This is a genomic window from Rhodanobacter glycinis (assembly GCF_900114325.1).
Taxonomy (GTDB): Bacteria; Pseudomonadota; Gammaproteobacteria; order Xanthomonadales; family Rhodanobacteraceae; genus Rhodanobacter_A; species Rhodanobacter_A glycinis.
In genome coordinates this window covers 68,599-84,564 of sequence record NZ_FOSR01000008.1, presented here as the reverse complement: position 1 = coordinate 84,564, position 15,966 = coordinate 68,599, and the positions used below count along the sequence as shown (strand labels likewise).

Below are 15,966 nucleotides of genomic sequence, written 5' to 3'. Positions count from 1 at the left end.
GTCAAACTCCAACCTGTACGATTTTGATCGAATGCATGGGGATGCCAACCAGGCCATGTCGCATGGTGCTTTCGCTCGCCTTGAAAGCAAGCGCATCGTGCATCCAGTGTTGTTGGGTATGGTCGTCCTGCGTGCCTGTCGCCAGCGCGACGTCGATGGAGTAATCCCCATTCGGCAACACCGGCATCCGGAAGCGGAACCGGGCCTGCATGCCATCGCCGGCAGCGAACGACAGCGGATGCTCGTGATAGCTGATATAGGTGTTGTCACCAAACAAATGCTGCCCCAGGCGATCCTTGACGTGGAAACCGAAAATCGGCGCCACGATGGATTCATGCACCACAGCATCGATAACCAGCTCGACGACTTCGCCACCTTGCATCAGCGACTGTTCGCCCCCCTCGCCGAACAGCCTCACATCGACGATGCGTGCCGCCCCCGCGCCAAACTCGCGATCGATGCTTTGCGGGTCGAATTCGAACGGCATCACATGATTGCGCGCGCCTTGTGCATTGAGCAGGTCCTGTCTCGGGTCTTTCACGTCGATGGGTACGGGCGCGGCACGCGGCGGTGCGACGGAACCTGCGCTTCGTTTGATGCTGCGCACCTGCACTTTCTCGCCCGACGCAGCCCGGTCGGCGGCATGCTGGGCCGCCAGGTAGCTTTCCACGACCTCCCCGGCCGAGCCGTCCATCAAAAGGTGCCCGCTATCCAGCCATACCGCGCGGCTGCACAAATTGGTTACGGCACTCGTATCGTGACTGACGAACAACAGCGTCCCGCGCTTCTGGAATTCGCGCAGGAAGCGCATGCATTTCTGGGTGAACCGCACGTCGCCGACACTGAGTGCTTCGTCGATGATCAGCGTATCGGCGTCCACATGCGCCGCCACCGCAAAGGCAAGGCGCACATACATGCCACTCGAATAGGTTTTCACCGGCTGCTGAATGAAATCGCCAATCTCGGCAAAGGCCAAAATGGAGTCGAACCGCTTGCGCAATTCCTTTTCGGCGATGCCGTACAACAAACCGCTCAGGTAGATGTTTTCCTCACCGGTGAACTCGGGATTGAACCCTGCCCCCAGTTCGAGCAAGGCCGCGACGCGACCGTGCGAGGTCACCGAGCCCTCGGTAGGATGCAAGGTGCCGCAGATCATCTGCAGCAAGGTCGACTTGCCCGAACCATTGCGTCCAATGATGCCCACCGTTTCGCCACGCCTGACGCTGAAGCTCACATCGCGCAAAGCCCAGAATTCGTCGTAATACGACTGCCCATGCTTCCCTGTGATCCGCCCCAGTCGTGGCAGCACCATCTGCTTGAGCCGGTCGACCGGCTTGGCATAGATGTCATAGCGCTTCCCGAGCGACTCAACGGATACGGAAATTTCGTCAGAGGACATCGGCAAATCCTCGACGCGTACGCTCGAACCAACTGAATGCTGCCCACGCGAACAGGCAGGATATGAGGGTGTACAGGCCTAGCATCCCCCACGCCGGAAGACGTCCCCACACCAACACGTCGCGCGAAGCCTCCACGATGAGCGTCAGCGGGTTCAGGTAGAGCAGGTCCCTGAACCGCGGCGAGATCAGTTCCTTGGAATAAAAAATGGGGGCCAGGAACATCATCATCGGAGTGATGACCGTGATGGCCTGCTTGAGGTCACGCAAAAATACGCCTAGCGAACCCAACAGCCAGATCAACCCGATCATGAATGGAATGAATGGCAAGACCACAATCGGGAAAAGTACAGCCGTCCACGGGATTGCGCCCTTCACCACCAACAGGAACACCAACAGCACGACCGTCGAAACAAGCAGGTGAAAAAGTGCCGAGCCCAGCAAACTCCAGGACAGGGTCTCGAGTGGGAACACCACCTTTTTCACGAAATTGGCATTTTCGATAATCAGGGATGGCGCGCGATTGGCGCATTCCGCAAACAGGGAATTGATGTTGAGTCCGGCGAACAGGATGACCGCGTACTCAAGATGGCCTGAACTCTGTGCACTCCAGCGTGACTTGAAAAGCACGCCAAAAACGAAGGTGTAGACCCCAAGCATCAGCAAGGGGTTGAAGAAGGCCCACATCAGGCCGATGAACGATCCGCGATAACGCCCTACCACATCGCGTTTGGCCATCTGCACGGTCAGTGCAAGATGGCGAGTCAAGGCTCGGTAGGGAGAAAGCGGGTCCCGCAGACGATAATTGGAGAGCATGTTTAACCAACGATTCCCGCAAAAATGACTCGACCGGCACTCGCTGTCTTGATCCGGACCATCGTGATCGACAAGCACCACCTCGCCCGAAAACCATGCCTGCGCATGCGTCTCGCGGCACGACTCATCCCAACGCCGCCGTCAGCTCGGCGCGCAAGTCAGCGATATCCTCGACACCCACTGACAACCGCACCAACCCGTCGCTGATACCCAAGCGCTTGCGATTGGCGGCCGGCACCGAGGCGTGCGTCATGATCGCGGGATGCTCGATCAGACTTTCCACGCCACCGAGCGACTCGGCCAGCGCGAACAGCTCGCAGCGCTCCAGCATGCGCCGGGCCTTCTTCAGGCCGCCTTTCACCTCGATCGTGACGATGCCGCCGAAGCCGTTCATCTGACGCTTGGCCAAAGCGTGCTGGGGGTGACTCTTCAAACCGGGATAGATGACGCGCTCCACCGCCGGATGCTTCTCCAACCAGCCAGCCAACTCCAGCGCGCTGGCGCAGTGCTGGCGCATGCGCAGATGCAGGGTCTTCAGGCCGCGCATGGCGAGGAAGGCGTCGAACGGGCCGGCGATGGCGCCCACGGAGTTCTGCAGGAAGGCCATCGGCTCGGCCAACTCCTTGTTGCCGGCCACCACGATGCCACCGACCATGTCTGAGTGGCCGTTGATGTACTTGGTTGCCGAATGCAGCACCAGGTCGGCGCCGAATTCCAGCGGGCGCTGCACCATAGGCGAACAGAACGTGTTGTCCACCACCAGGATCAGGCCGTGCTTCTTCGCGAACGCGGCGATCTTGGCCAGGTCGACCAGCTTCAGCATCGGGTTGGTCGGTGTCTCGGCCCAGATCATCCGCGTGTTTGGCTTCAAGGCCGCCTTCAGCGCCTTGGCGTCGTTCAGGTCGACGAAACTGAAATCCAGCCCGGCCGAACGCCGGCGCACCTTCTCGAACAGGCGGTAGCTGCCGCCGTACAGGTCGTCCATGGCGATCACGTGGCTGCCCGAGTCGAGCAGTTCCAGCACCGTGGAGGCGGCCGCCAGCCCGGAACCAAAGGCGAAGCCGGCCACACCGCCTTCCAGATCCGCCACGCAACGCTCGTAGGCCATGCGGGTGGGGTTTTGTGAGCGCGAATACTCGTAACCCTTGTGCTTGCCCGGGCTTTCCTGCACGTAGGTGGAGGTGGCGTAGATCGGCGTCATGATCGCGCCGGTGCTCGGGTCAGGGTGCTGGCCGGCATGGATGGCGCGGGTTCCAAGACCCAAGGCTACCGGTGTGCTGCGATTTTTCATGAGGCTGACATCCTGCCCGCGGGGATGGGCAAAGCGCTTATCTTACCCGCGATGGTGTGTTTGCTGAATCCGCGAACGCTATTCCGTTCATGTCCTAACGCACGCTCCATGCGCATGCGTATTGCACATCCTGTCGGGAACCGCGATCTTTACGGTTCCATTTTGTTCCGCGGGATAGATGCCATCCGCGGAAGCCATGCCAACGGGATGCCATTGCCTACCATGAACAAGCCGGCCAAAACACCGCCGTCCAACCTGCCGGAAGGCGTCGTGGATGGACTGAACGGGCACATCCTGCGAGGGTGGGCCTGGGCCGGCGATGAAGCATCCCCTCCTGTTCGCGTGGAGGTGCGCGATGGCGACACTCTGCTCGGCCAAGGCGATGCCACCCATTTCCGCGCCGATCTGGCTGCCGCAGGCAAACGGGGCGGCCATTGCGCCTTTTTCATTGCGCTCGATCCTCCGCCTCCCAGCGGGTCTGCACTTGCAGTGACCATGGCCATCGCCGGCAGCGATACGCGCTACCCCCTGTCGGGCAGCCCGTTCAACGTGGCCCGGACGATGCCACCGCGCGAAGCCGTGCCAGCCTCCGCCGACATCCTGCCCATCCCCATCAGCAGCCCCCAGCTGCATGGCTCGCTCGATCAATGCGGCCCCCACCTGCTGCGTGGCTGGGCACGATGGCTGGACGGCAACCAGCAATCGCCCATCCTGGCGCTGTACGAAGGCGACACGGAGATTCTGCGCTTCGCGGCCAATCAGTGGCGCGCCGATATTGCCGAACTGCACCAGGGTGACGGCTGCAGCGGTTTCGAACTGCCGCTGCCGGAGTCACTTCGCGATGGTCAGACGCATCGATTGGACTTGCGTCTCGTCGAAACCGGCGGACCGGTCCTTCCGGCACCTTTCCGTGCCCACATTGCTTCGCGCGCGGATAGGCCCGCGCAGTCGACGCGCCTGCCCGCAACGCTGACGCGCGCTGCAGTCCCCGCGCCACTGACGCTTTCGATCATCGTCAATTTTTACAACATGTCGCGCGAGGCAAAGCGTACCCTCGCCTCGCTCAGCCGCGACTATCAACTCGATTGCACCGATCTCGACTACGAGGTGCTATGCATCGACAACGGCTCCAGTCCGCCGCTGGATGCCGATTGGGTAATGGGGTTCGGGCCGGAGTTCCGGCTGGTTCGTCCCAGTCGTCATCATCCGTCGCCGTGCGGCGCGCTCAACGAGGCTGCATTGATGGCCTGCGGGCGCTACCTCGCGGTCATGATCGATGGTGCCCACGTGCTCAGTCCAGGCGCATTCCGCGAGGCACTTGCAGCCTGGCGTGAACGGCCCGAAGCAGTGATCGCCCTGCGCCAGTGGTTCATCGGAGGTGACCAACGCTGGCTGACCCTGGTGGGCTACACGCGCGAGATGGAAGACAAGCTGTTCGATCGCATCCGTTGGCCCCTGAATGGTTACGACCTGTTCCGTATCGGCCAGCCGATGAGCGACAACCCCGAACATTGGTTCGACGGCATCACCGAAACCAACTGCCTGATGCTGCCGACCGCACTGTACGACCGCATCGGCGGCTTCGACGAAGCATTCGACCAACCCGGCGGCGGCTTTGCCAACCTGGATTTGTGGCGACGCGCCAGCCAGGATGCATCCACACCGCTGGTGGCGCTGATCGGGGAAGCCAGTTTCCACCAGTTCCACGGCGGCACCACCACCAATGTCGACGATCTCGGCAAGGACAAGCTGGTGCGCGCCTATGCCAGCGATTACCGCCGCGTCCGCGGCGAGGATTTCGTGCGGATCGAACGCGACCGCCTCTCCTTTCGTGGCCGCATTTCTTCGGAATTCGCCACCGGCCAGCGTCAGCGCATGTTGATGCCAATGCACCTTCCCGTTACCGGCGAAGTGCGACCGGGCCGCTTGTCGGCCCAGTTCGACGACGGCGCACAGTCGTACCTGATGGGGGTGTACGCCGAATGCAACCTGCGCAACCAGGTGCAGTGGCTCGGCATGCCCACCGGCGTCGCGCCGGCAGACCTGCTCGGCATCGCGGATGTCATCCACGACATCCGTCCCGACGCCATCGTGGTGGTGGCCGCCCAGCCAGGCCTGGGCTTCTTCGTTGACAACACCGTGCAAGCCGCTGGCCTGACCGGGACCCGCGTGCTGTCGGTGGGTACGGCTGCCGCACCGGCGCCATCGGGCCGCGTGACCCGGCTGTCGTTGCCGCCCGATGACGTGGCGACCGTGGCGGCAGCGCGCGACCAAGTCGGCGGTGCCGAAACGGTGCTGGTATTGCTGGCCATCGATGCCATGCCCACGGTTTCGACGGAGCTGCTCAAGGCCTGGGGCAGCCTGGTGTCGCACCGCTCGTATCTGGTTTGCCTGGGCACGGTCTTCGGCCAACCCTGGCTCGGTTATTCGACGCGGCAACCGCTGCGCATGATCCGCGACTTCATCGCGGACACGCCCGCCTTCGTCATCGACCGCAGCCGTACCCGTCAATTGATCAGCACCAGCCCATACGGCTACCTGCGCAAGGTCGGCGGCAGCGTCGACGACGCGCATTACGACGTATCACTCGATGACCTGGCGCCGTATCTGCCTGCACTCACGGAGAACCTGCAATGAACCGCTTCTGGCCACGCTACATCCAGCCCATCTTCGACATCGTGCAGCCGCACCAGATCCTGGAAATCGGTGCCGAGTTCGGCTGGAACACACGTCACATCCTGGCCTACTGTCGCGCGCATGGCGCGCGTGCCGACATCGTCGACCCAGTACCGCTGCCCAGCCTGCTTGAAGAGCTGGCCCAGTTCGGTCCTGCCGAATACCGCTTCCTGCCGTTGAAGAGCCTGGCCGCAATTCCACAACTGCAAACGCCCGACATCGCGCTGATCGACGGTGACCACAACTGGGCTACCGTTTTCCACGAACTCAACCTCTTGCAGTCGTGTGCCGAACAGGCTGGCAAGGCGCCGCCCATCGTGGTGGCACACGATGCCGCGTGGCCTTACGCCCGGCGCGACATGTATTACAGCCCGGACGACCTCGATGGCTGGCAGCGCCACCCTTACAGCTACAAGGGCATGGTGCCGAACCAGTCCGAACTGGACGAGCGCGGCGTAAACGGCTGGCTGGCCAACGCCACCCATGAAGGCGGCCCACGCAACGGTGTGCTGACCGCCATCGAAGACTATGTCGCCAGCATCAATATCGATTACACCTTGCACACCTTGCCGTTCTTCAATGGCCTGGCCATCCTGGTACCCGCTTCGCGCATGACGCCCGAACTGCGGGCCCTGATTGACAGCTTCTTCGGCTCGGAAAGCCTGCTGCAGGCTTGCGTGTCGCTGGAGGCCGACGGCATGGAATTGCGCGCCAAGCTGGGCCGCACCGAAGCGCTGCTGGGTCGTCGCACCGAAGCTCTGCAGCGCGCCCGTGACGTGATCGAGGCCCAGCGCCAGCAGCTCGCCGCGCTCACTGAAGGCGCAGCAACTGCTGGCCGCTGATGCGGCCCAGCCCGCCGCGCAGCTAGATCTTCAGCGGCACCTGGTCGGCAGGATAGGACGAAGGCGCAAAGAACCACGATTCGATTGCGTAGCGGTCCTTGGCTATCGCCGCCGGCACTCCTGTGCGGTGCAGAAAGAAGTGATCGAACAACAAGGCGTCACCCGGAGCAAAGACCGGGCTGACGGTCGCCAAGCCTTGTGCAGCCTCCGCGACCATGCCGGGGCCAACCGACCAGTCGAAATAAGCTCCATGACTGCCCGTGGGCAACACTTCCGGCAGCCGTCGCGGAAGGCACTCCAGCCCGGACGCATCCACGCCGCAGTGGGACAGGGCAAGCCAGACGTTCACACTGCGAATTCCTGCCCCCATAAAGGCGCCATCCTGGTGCCAATCGGCATGTCGGATACTGCCCGGCACGCAACGCAAGGTGGATTTGCCCACCGACAACATGGGCCGCTCGCCGAAGTACGCCGATACCATGTCGACGATTCCGCTGGCCCCGAACAGCTCAGTGAGCTTGAACAGCATGCGCGGCGAATCGGCCAACCACACACCGCCACCGCCCTCCACCCAGGTGCGGGCCTGCGCCAGCTGACAATCTTCGCGCAATGGCAGGCGTGCGTACCAAGGATTGCCTGCCCCGACCCCACCGTGCTCATGCCACGAGGCACAGGCATCGATCACGCTCTTCACATCGCCAGCCAGCTTCGTTGCCAGATCGGGCGACAGCAGGCCGCGTACGAGCAGAGCGCCATGATGCTGTATCCCCGCCGCCATCGAATGCGCGTCCAGCCGTGACGCCGGGACCTCGGGAATACCTGCCACAGCGGCGAACGGATCGGAAATGCACCCTGGCCACGGTTCAATCTCTGCGCCACGAGGTGGGTGCTCCACATACGCCATGTAACGGCATCGCGCCAACAGGCGTTCAACGTCCTCGTCCACAGCACGTCGGCGCAAGACCGTCATCCAGGCGATAGCCTCCTCATGCCGGCCTTGCCGCATCATCTCGCGCGCGGGTGCCAACCTGTCATCGGCTTGATTCATGGGCCCCTCCATTCACTGGCTCGCTTTCGCGCGCCGGGGTGTCCAATCGCTGCTCGTCGCACAGGACATCCATCAGCACCTGACCCTGGTGGAGGAAATCGGGCGGCGCTGGCACGTCGGGAGCCGATTCGTCGCTGTACACCACGTGTCGGAAAAACAGTTCCATGACGCGACGCACGCCCTGTTCGAGCACCGTGCGGCGATCAGCGGCCAAATAGGCATGCCCAGCCGCGTTGACGATCTCGTAAGCCGGAAAATAGTAAACATCCGGAAAAGCAGAAAGCGTTTCGGCCGCAATGCGCAACACCGCCTTGGACCAGGTATTGGACAGCAATACGTGGCGGGGTTCGGCGGTGGCCGCGAGCGCAACGGGAGACACGGTCAGAATCATTTTCATGCTTGGATTGACCCGGCGCACCTCATCAAGGAAGGCGTGGAGATCGGCCACCACCTCCGCCACGCCAAAATTCAGCAACGCATGCTGCCGGGAATCGTAATGACCCGCAGCCACTCCAGGACACAACGGATACACCGCACCATCGACCCGCGAGCTCCAGCACTCGGTAAGCCCCAAGGTGAACACGAACACGTCCATCTCAGTGAAAGCCTTGCGCACTGCCGCGAGATGACGATGCCGATCCTCGCGGTATTCGCGCCCTGACGCGAAACCACCTGGCTGGATCGTGGGCCGGAACGGGTCGAACCAGCTGCCATCCTGCTCCCATGCATCATCAGCGGGGACGAATACCCCGGTTGCACGCCGCCACAGTTGCAGAAGCTGGCGGGCGGTATAGATGTTGCCGTAGCGTGCTGCATAGACCCCGTAGCCGAAGTTCCTGGCCAACTCGTCGCCCAGCAACGGGTGCGCCGGCTCTGTCTCGAAACAAGGCAGGCCATGCTCCCGCAAATGACGAGCGACATGTTGCGCAAAGCAACTGCCGGCGGTAACGACTCGCGTGCGCGGACCGATGTGGAATGACGGCGGCATCACCGGATCGATCTGCGCGGGGTCGAAAGCGGCTACGGCCCGGCTCCACCGCTGCCTGGCATCAATGTCCTGATAGGGGTGTTTCATGCCAACGACCTCATCTGCGCAAGTACCCGCTCGCCATAAGCCGGATTCGCGTGCGCGCCATCCCCGTAATAGTCATCCTGCAGAAAACCATGTGCATCGACCACTTCGGATGGGCGCGGCACGAAATGCACATCCGCTTTCTCGCACCATTCGGCGACGATGTGCGAGTGCATCCGCCACAGCTTGTAGCGCAAGGCCGCCGGCGAGATCTCATGCAACATGCCGGGAAACATGGCCCAGATCACGCCCTCGCGCATGCGCTCACTGTCCGCTGACGGCGGCGGCGGCTCGATGTGAAACATCGGTCCACTGCAAAGCTCGCGGACCTGCGCCATCAGCGACAGGTATTCGGCCAGCAGCGACTCCATCACACGTCGTACCGCGAGCGCTGGCAACAATTCGGCGGCCGGATCCAGCGGCAACTGCGATTCCTCCGGCAGTACGAAGTCGAAACGGCGAGGATGCACCAATGTTCCAAGCACACCATACGCACCGCCGCCGATCAGCGAAAAAACCGGCCCTTTGTACCTGCGTAATTGCTCCTGCACCGATTTGCACAAGCGGGGCTCGCCTTCGAGCTTCTCCACTGCCTCGGGCATCTCCCAGAAGTTCAGCGCGCGCAAATGGAACCCGGTATCGCGTGCCGCCTGTGCCACGCAGGCCAGGTGACTGTGCCCGATGCACAACACCTCGCCGGGTGCATCGACGGGGGAGTGATTCGATGCGCGGCATCCCGTGTCACCCGTCATCGGTGCCATCGGTGCCACGGGCCACTTCCTCGGCGGGAAAGCCAGCGAGAACGGGGCGCCGATCAGGGTGAAGTTCGGGCTGTAGGCCGGGTCGGATTCCAGCAAACCACCCCAGCGCCTGCGCACGCTGGCAACTTCGCTGGCGAAGCGCCGCTTCTTTTCCGGCGTGTCTTCGTGGCCTCGCGAGGCGGATTCGTGGTGATACAACTCGGCAAATGGAGTCCACACATTTGTATAGCCACGCTCACGCAGCCGCAGGCAGAAATCCACATCGTTGAATGCCACCTGCAGCTCATCGTCCAAGCCACCCACATCGGCATAGACTTCGCGCCGAACCATCAGGCACGCGGCAGTCACCGCACTCATCGACTGGACCAGCCTGGCCCGCGCCATCAGGCCCGGATAACCACGCGGCATGCCGCAATACGGATGGGCGGCCACCCCATGCACGCCGGTTACCACTCCGGCATGCTGGATGGTGTCGTTCGGGTAATACAGCATCGCACCTACCGCACCCACCTGTGGGCGTAGTGCATGACTGGCCAGCTCTTCGAGCCAACCTGGCGTAATGACCTCGATGTCGTTATTGAGCAGACAGATCAGCCCGCTTTCGCACGTCGCCACCGCCTCGTTGTTGATCGCCGAGTAGTTGAACGGACGGTCATGCTTCAATACTCGTATGCGCGGATGCCGGGAATATTCCAGCAGGCAAGCCAGCGCACCGGGCTCGCTTGTCTGGTTGTCTACCAGCACGATCTCGTAATTCGTGTAAGTTGTGTGCTGCAGGATCGACTCCACGCACTGGCGCAACAACTCGACATGGTCACGCGTGGGAATGACGATGCTGATGCGCGGCATGGGATCCGGCAGCGGCCGTCGAATGCGGAACATGCCCGGCATGTCATCGATATCCAGGACCTCGGCATGCTCTTCGCACCGGGCAAGATGCTCGCGCAATGCGCGCCGACCGGCCTCATGGGCATAGCTTTTCTGCAACACGCCACGCGCCGTCGAGCCTTCCACTGCACGCCAGTGATAGAGCACCACCGGGATGTGGCCGATCTGTCCGGGTGCAAGACACTCGCTGCAACGCAGCGCCAAGTCCCAGTCCTGGCTGCCTTCCAGGCCCTCACGGAATCCACCTACCGCCTGCAACAGGTCGCGTGCATACACGCCCAGGTGGCTGACACAGTTCTGCCCCAACAGCAGATCATGGTTCCAGTCGGGCTTGAAGTAGGGCTCGTAGCGATGTCCCTCGTCGTCGATCTTGTCCTCGTCGGTGTAGACCATTTGCCACTGCGGGTTTTCCCGCCACGCATCCATCACCGTGGCGAGTGCCGCCGGATGCAGCTCATCATCGTGGTCGAGCAACGCCACCCGCTCGCCCCGTGCCAGCGACAACGCGCTGTTGGATGCCGCGGAAATGTGACCGTTGCGTTCGCGCCAGACGATGCGGATACGCTCGTCGCGAGAAGCGTATTCCTGCAACACCTGCCGCACTTGCGGCTCGGTCGAGGCATCGTCTGCCACGCACAATTCCCAGTGCGACCACGTCTGCGCCAGCACACTATCCAGGCAACGCCGCAGCCATGCTTCGGGCGTGTTGTAGGTCGGCAACAGGATCGACACCAGCGGGCCATCGGCATGACGCGGCTCGGATCGACGCGGGTCATACAATTGCAGCCAGCGCTCGTAGGTGGTCTCCCGTGATCCGCGGCGCACATAGCGATCATGGAGCCATTCGCCAAATCGCCGCTGCCCGGAAGTTCCCTGCAACCGGCGCCTGGCGTCAGCGCGCAACGCACGCACATCGCCCCCCGAAGCCTTCACCCCGCCGCGTACCGAACGCCACATGCGCCATGCCGCGGCGGCGCGCCCCAGCCGGCGCAGCCGCAAACCACGCGCCCGGAACATGCACGGCGCCTGCGCCGGATCCAGCCGCAACTGGCGCACGTCATCCGGCAGCAGCACCACGCCACGATGGCGTGATTTTCCGGCCCGCACGAAGTTCAAATAGAGCGACCACGATTCGTGCATGCCCTGCCCGTAGTCGAAATACAGCACCGGCTCGAGTCGATGATCACCGCTGGCCTGCAATTCGATCGACAACTCGTACCAGCCGGCCTTCAGTGGAAAGCCAGGGCCTTCGCAGACAAAACGCGGATCGGTGCCCAGGCTGCGCCAAGTGTCTTGGTGCCCAGTCACGGGCTCAATCTCTCCCAACGGGCGCAATGACAAGGCCACGCCAGGCCAATACGCACGCAGACGACGAGCCACGGAACGAAGCAGGCGTTTCATCCGCTGGCCCTCCGCCCGAACCATCGCCGCAGCACCGACCAGGCGTTACGGCGTACGAGAAGATCGATCCCATTTTGCAGATGTTGCTGCCCCTGTTGCAGATGTTGCTGCCCCTGTTGCAGATGTTGCTGCCCCTGTTGCAGATGTTGCTGCCCCTGTTGCAGCCGCCGCTGTTCCTGCTGCAGTTGCTGCAGGACAGCTTGCTGACGGGTCAGCACCCGATCCAGGTTCTGCATGCCCACCCGCTCGCGGGCAAGCTGGCGCATGTCGGCCAGTGCCGAAGCATGCCGATCCAGCAAACGATGCAGCGCGGCATCGCGTACGACCACTTCGTACGCGATGCGTACGGTGACCTCCACCATTTCGTCTGCACCTGATGCCAGCGCGCTGCCCACTTCGAATTCCAGCCAGGGGTCGTCGTCGAAACTCAGCAAGCGGACCGATGATCCGCCCGCTGCGGGCACGAGCTCGCCGTTGACGTGCCCCAGGCGATCTTCCAGTGCCGGCAGTTCATGACTGGCCTCAGTCTCGACCAGCCGCAAACGGACCGGACCGATGCCGTAGACGCCCGGCACTTCGGCCGGGTCCAGCCGAAGATAGTCGGGCCGCTCACCATGCGGCAGACGGAACTGCAATTCGAGTACACCGTCAGCGGCGTCCAGCGACTGCTGCAACACGCGTGCATCGTCGTATGACTCGTCCTGTCGCCGGTAATAGAGTCGGCACGCCACATTCGCCGGCGCATCCCTGCCAGCAGGCCCGGCGTCTCCAACCAAGGTGCCAGCCATGGCCTCGAAATAGGCACGAGTTGCTTCCGGCTTCGCCTGCGCCTGGCGGAGGAACGCCATGAACGACTCCGGCACCTGCGCTCCCACGGCTACCACGCCCAAGCCATGGCTGTGCATGAAGTCGAAGCACGGGTAACGCGCAGCCAACTCCTCGAAGAAGCGGGCCACGCCGAAGCCACGCTCGCGCACCGCCGTATCATGCAGCAACACCACTGCGTTTCCACTCAGCTTGGGCAACCAGGACTCGAAGTCATGTCGCACTGCCTCGTAGGTGTGCAGGCCATCGATGTGCAACAAGTCGATACTGTTGTCGGCAAACGCACCCACGGCTTCGTCGAACGTGCTTCGCAACAGCCGTGAGAACGCACCATACAGCGGCTCATGCCGCGCCCGCAGCGACTGGTAGATGTCCTCGCCGTAATGCTGTGCGTGGGCGTCACCCTGCCAGGTGTCCACCGCCGTGCACTGGCACGACAAGCCGATCGCCTGCACTGCCTGGCAGAACGCCAGATAGGAATTGCCCGTGTGCGTGCCCAGTTCGACCAGGCTGGACGGCCTCAACAGGTCGACCGCCAGGTAGGCGAACGGAATGTGACCCACCCAGCTGTAGGGCTGCACTATCCGAGGGCGCATCATTACCAGCGGGTGATCCTCCATCCGGAATTCAGTGCTCGTCATGCAATCGCTCCTGACGGATGTCCAACATGGGAAGACCGATGAGCCCGGTAACCATCGATCCGCCTTCGGCTCGGAAGCGCAATGCCTCATGCATCCAGTGTTGCACCACGTGCTGCTCCTGGGTGCCCTCGGACACACCGATGGCCACGAAATAATCCCCGGGCAGCAACCGTGGCATCACGAAGCTGAAACTGACAACAGCACGTTCTCCGGCCACCAGCGAAAACTCACCCACCTGCCCCAGGTCGGTATTGTCGCCAAACAGCAACTGACCCAGGCGATCCTTCACGTAGAAGCCGGTAATCGCATTGCCCACGCCCGCATCGGCAACCAGCTCCACTCTCAATACTGCGCATTCGCCGGCAAGCACCAACGAAACCGCCTGCCCGTGCTCGTCGCAAAGCTCCGCGTGCTCGATCCGCACCCGGCACTCGCCGAATGCCTTGGCATCCGGCTGGAATGGCAGAACGCGGACGTCATTGCGCAAAGTGGAACGGTCGAACAATTCCTGACGTGGATCCACCAGTCGCCGGGCAGGACTCTGGCGCCGGCGATCAACGCCAGCAAGAGGTTTCTCCGTAGCTCGCGACTCGCTGAGCGAGGCTTGCATGTAGTCCTGCATGACATCGCGTGCCTCGCCGATGCGCTGTACCCGCCCCTGCTCCAGCCACACTGCGCGATCGCAAAGGCTCGCCACCGCGCTGCTGTCATGGCTGACGAACAACATGCTGCCACGCTTGCGGAACTCGCGCAGGTAGCGCATGCACTTTTGCATGAAAAATGCGTCGCCGACCGCCAGCGCCTCGTCGATGATCAGCACATCGGCATCCACGTGGACCACCACAGCGAACGCCAATCGCATCACCATGCCGGTGGAATAATTGCGCACCGGCTGATCGACGAATTCACCAATATCCGCATAAGCCAGGATGCTGCCGATCCGTGCTTCCACCTCACTTCGGCTCAACCCGAGGATCGAGGCATTCAGATAGACGTTCTGGCGCCCGGTGAACTCCGGATTGAAGCCACTGCCCAGCTCCAGCAGGGCTGCCACGCGGCCATGGGTGGCAACTTGCCCTTCACTGGCCTTAAGCGTACCGGCCAGCATCTGCAGCAAGGTGGACTTGCCCGCGCCATTGCGGCCCACGATGCCGAGGGTCTCGCCCCGACGCACCTCGAAATCGACCCCGCGCAATGCCCAGAATTCGCGATAGAACGTGCGACGTCTGCCCACCAGGCTCTGCAGCATGCGATGTATCGGCTTGTCGTAAAGCTGGTAGCATTTGCCCAGCGCGCGTGCCTCGATCACCGCTTCGGTGGATGTTGCCACCGGTTCCGTCATGGTCTCAGAGGACATCGGCAAACCCATCCCGGGTGCGCTGGAACCAGGCATAGCCGAACAGGAATACGACCACGGCCGCCAGCGTGTAAATTCCCAGTGCATGCCAGTCGGGTGCCTGCCCGAACAGCACCAGTTTGCGTGTCTGCTCGATCATCAACGTCAGGGGATTGAACAGAATCCAGCTGCGAAAAGGCTCATGCAGGCTGGATGCCGGATAGAACACCGGGCTCAGGAACATCAGGATCGACGAGAGCACACCGGCAATCTGTGTCACGTCGCGCACGAACACCCCCAGCGACGCCATGAACCAGCTCACCCCGCACAACAGCAGCACGAATGGCGCGTACACCAGCGGCAGGCACAACAGCACGGGATGCAGCGCATGGCCGGTAAGCAGCACGAAGAGCAACAGCACCAGCAGGCTGAGCAGCATGTTGAACAGGGTCGAAGCCACCATCACGCATGGCAGCACCGCCAGTGGGAACACTACCCGCTTGACCAGGTTGGTCTGCGAAACGATCACGCCCGGCGCACGGGTAATGCACTCGGACAATGCCGAGTGAACCACCATGCCGCAGAAAATCATCAGCGAAAACGCACTCCCCGATGCCATGCCCGGCCAGCGCATACCCAGGAACACGCGAAAGGCCAGGGTATACACCGCCAGCATCAGCAGCGGATTGAAGAACGACCAGAACAGGCCCAGGAACGAGCCGCTGTAACGCGATTCGATGTCGCGGCGAGTCAGTTCCACAAACACGTCCCGTCTGAGCCAAAGGCGCCCGAACAAGGACAGTTTCATCAATTCCATACTCGCAACCCGAACCTAGAATTTACGGTCACACCGCGGTGCCATGCAGCAGACACCCGTTACTTGCGGAGTCTCCGTGCTCCTCGTCTTCAGCCAATCAATGGCAAACTATACGAATATCGCCGCGCCGGTCCTGTTCGCGCGGCACAGGTGCA

The 15,966-nt window shown here is 62.3% G+C and carries 11 protein-coding genes; 2 read left to right on the top strand and 9 right to left on the bottom strand.

The annotated features are described in order from the left end of the window. Window position 1: 1 nt before the first annotated feature. The 3 genes from BMY90_RS10210 to BMY90_RS10200 form a co-directional block, all read right to left on the bottom strand. On the bottom strand, window positions 2–1,399 hold the full coding sequence (locus BMY90_RS10210) for an ABC transporter ATP-binding protein (RefSeq protein WP_092703734.1): 1,398 nt from the start codon (window positions 1,397–1,399) through the stop codon (window positions 2–4). Further along, on the bottom strand, window positions 1,389–2,213 hold the full coding sequence (locus BMY90_RS10205; RefSeq protein ID WP_245735013.1) for an ABC transporter permease: 825 nt from the start codon (window positions 2,211–2,213) through the stop codon (window positions 1,389–1,391). The genes BMY90_RS10210 and BMY90_RS10205 overlap by 11 nt, the downstream gene beginning before the upstream one ends. Window positions 2,214–2,337: 124 nt before the next feature. Next, window positions 2,338–3,504: a trans-sulfuration enzyme family protein gene (locus tag BMY90_RS10200; RefSeq protein WP_092703846.1), complete on the bottom strand. Its 1,167-nt coding sequence runs from the start codon at window positions 3,502–3,504 to the stop codon at window positions 2,338–2,340. Here BMY90_RS10200 and BMY90_RS10195 point away from each other — a divergent pair. Continuing rightward, on the top strand, window positions 3,439–6,141 hold the full coding sequence (locus BMY90_RS10195) for a CmcI family methyltransferase (protein WP_092703730.1): 2,703 nt from the start codon (window positions 3,439–3,441) through the stop codon (window positions 6,139–6,141). The two genes, BMY90_RS10200 and BMY90_RS10195, sit on opposite strands and share 66 nt — an antisense overlap. After that, window positions 6,138–7,022 carry a class I SAM-dependent methyltransferase gene (locus tag BMY90_RS10190; protein WP_092703728.1) on the top strand — a complete coding sequence of 295 codons (885 nt, stop codon included), beginning with the start codon at window positions 6,138–6,140 and terminating at the stop codon, window positions 7,020–7,022. Before BMY90_RS10195 ends, BMY90_RS10190 begins: the two co-directional genes overlap by 4 nt. A 22-nt stretch (window positions 7,023–7,044) precedes the next feature. On the opposite strand, the gene BMY90_RS10185 is transcribed toward BMY90_RS10190, so the two are convergent. The 6 genes from BMY90_RS10185 to BMY90_RS10160 form a co-directional block, all read right to left on the bottom strand. Beyond that, window positions 7,045–8,070 carry a phytanoyl-CoA dioxygenase family protein gene (locus tag BMY90_RS10185; RefSeq protein WP_139201733.1) on the bottom strand — a complete coding sequence of 342 codons (1,026 nt, stop codon included), beginning with the start codon at window positions 8,068–8,070 and terminating at the stop codon, window positions 7,045–7,047. Beyond that, window positions 8,054–9,145: a GSCFA domain-containing protein gene (locus BMY90_RS10180; RefSeq protein ID WP_092703724.1), complete on the bottom strand. Its 1,092-nt coding sequence runs from the start codon at window positions 9,143–9,145 to the stop codon at window positions 8,054–8,056. Before BMY90_RS10180 ends, BMY90_RS10185 begins: the two co-directional genes overlap by 17 nt. After that, window positions 9,142–12,099 carry a glycosyltransferase family 2 protein gene (locus BMY90_RS10175; RefSeq protein WP_245735012.1) on the bottom strand — a complete coding sequence of 986 codons (2,958 nt, stop codon included), beginning with the start codon at window positions 12,097–12,099 and terminating at the stop codon, window positions 9,142–9,144. Before BMY90_RS10175 ends, BMY90_RS10180 begins: the two co-directional genes overlap by 4 nt. Before the next feature lie 89 nt (window positions 12,100–12,188). Further along, complete coding sequence (locus BMY90_RS17230) at window positions 12,189–13,658, bottom strand: class I SAM-dependent methyltransferase (protein ID WP_175481552.1); 1,470 nt, start codon at window positions 13,656–13,658, stop codon at window positions 12,189–12,191. Further along, a complete protein-coding gene (locus BMY90_RS10165) occupies window positions 13,645–15,015 on the bottom strand; it encodes an ABC transporter ATP-binding protein (RefSeq protein ID WP_245735011.1) in 1,371 nt (456 codons plus the stop codon). Before BMY90_RS10165 ends, BMY90_RS17230 begins: the two co-directional genes overlap by 14 nt. Then, window positions 15,005–15,754: an ABC transporter permease gene (locus BMY90_RS10160; RefSeq protein ID WP_245735010.1), complete on the bottom strand. Its 750-nt coding sequence runs from the start codon at window positions 15,752–15,754 to the stop codon at window positions 15,005–15,007. Before BMY90_RS10160 ends, BMY90_RS10165 begins: the two co-directional genes overlap by 11 nt. Window positions 15,755–15,966 lie beyond the last annotated feature (212 nt).

What these genes read in the sequence shown, in the direction of transcription:
- BMY90_RS10210 (WP_092703734.1), bottom strand. Translation starts at nt 1,399, where the DNA reads ATGTCCTCTGACGAAATTTCCGTATCCGTTGAGTCGCTCGGGAAGCGC.
- BMY90_RS10205 (WP_245735013.1), bottom strand. Translation starts at nt 2,213, where the DNA reads ATGCTCTCCAATTATCGTCTGCGGGACCCGCTTTCTCCCTACCGAGCC.
- BMY90_RS10200 (WP_092703846.1), bottom strand. Translation starts at nt 3,504, where the DNA reads ATGAAAAATCGCAGCACACCGGTAGCCTTGGGTCTTGGAACCCGCGCC.
- BMY90_RS10190 (WP_092703728.1), top strand. Translation starts at nt 6,138, where the DNA reads ATGAACCGCTTCTGGCCACGCTACATCCAGCCCATCTTCGACATCGTG.
- BMY90_RS10185 (WP_139201733.1), bottom strand. Translation starts at nt 8,070, where the DNA reads ATGAATCAAGCCGATGACAGGTTGGCACCCGCGCGCGAGATGATGCGG.
- BMY90_RS10180 (WP_092703724.1), bottom strand. Translation starts at nt 9,145, where the DNA reads ATGAAACACCCCTATCAGGACATTGATGCCAGGCAGCGGTGGAGCCGG.
- BMY90_RS17230 (WP_175481552.1), bottom strand. Translation starts at nt 13,658, where the DNA reads ATGACGAGCACTGAATTCCGGATGGAGGATCACCCGCTGGTAATGATG.
- BMY90_RS10165 (WP_245735011.1), bottom strand. Translation starts at nt 15,015, where the DNA reads ATGTCCTCTGAGACCATGACGGAACCGGTGGCAACATCCACCGAAGCG.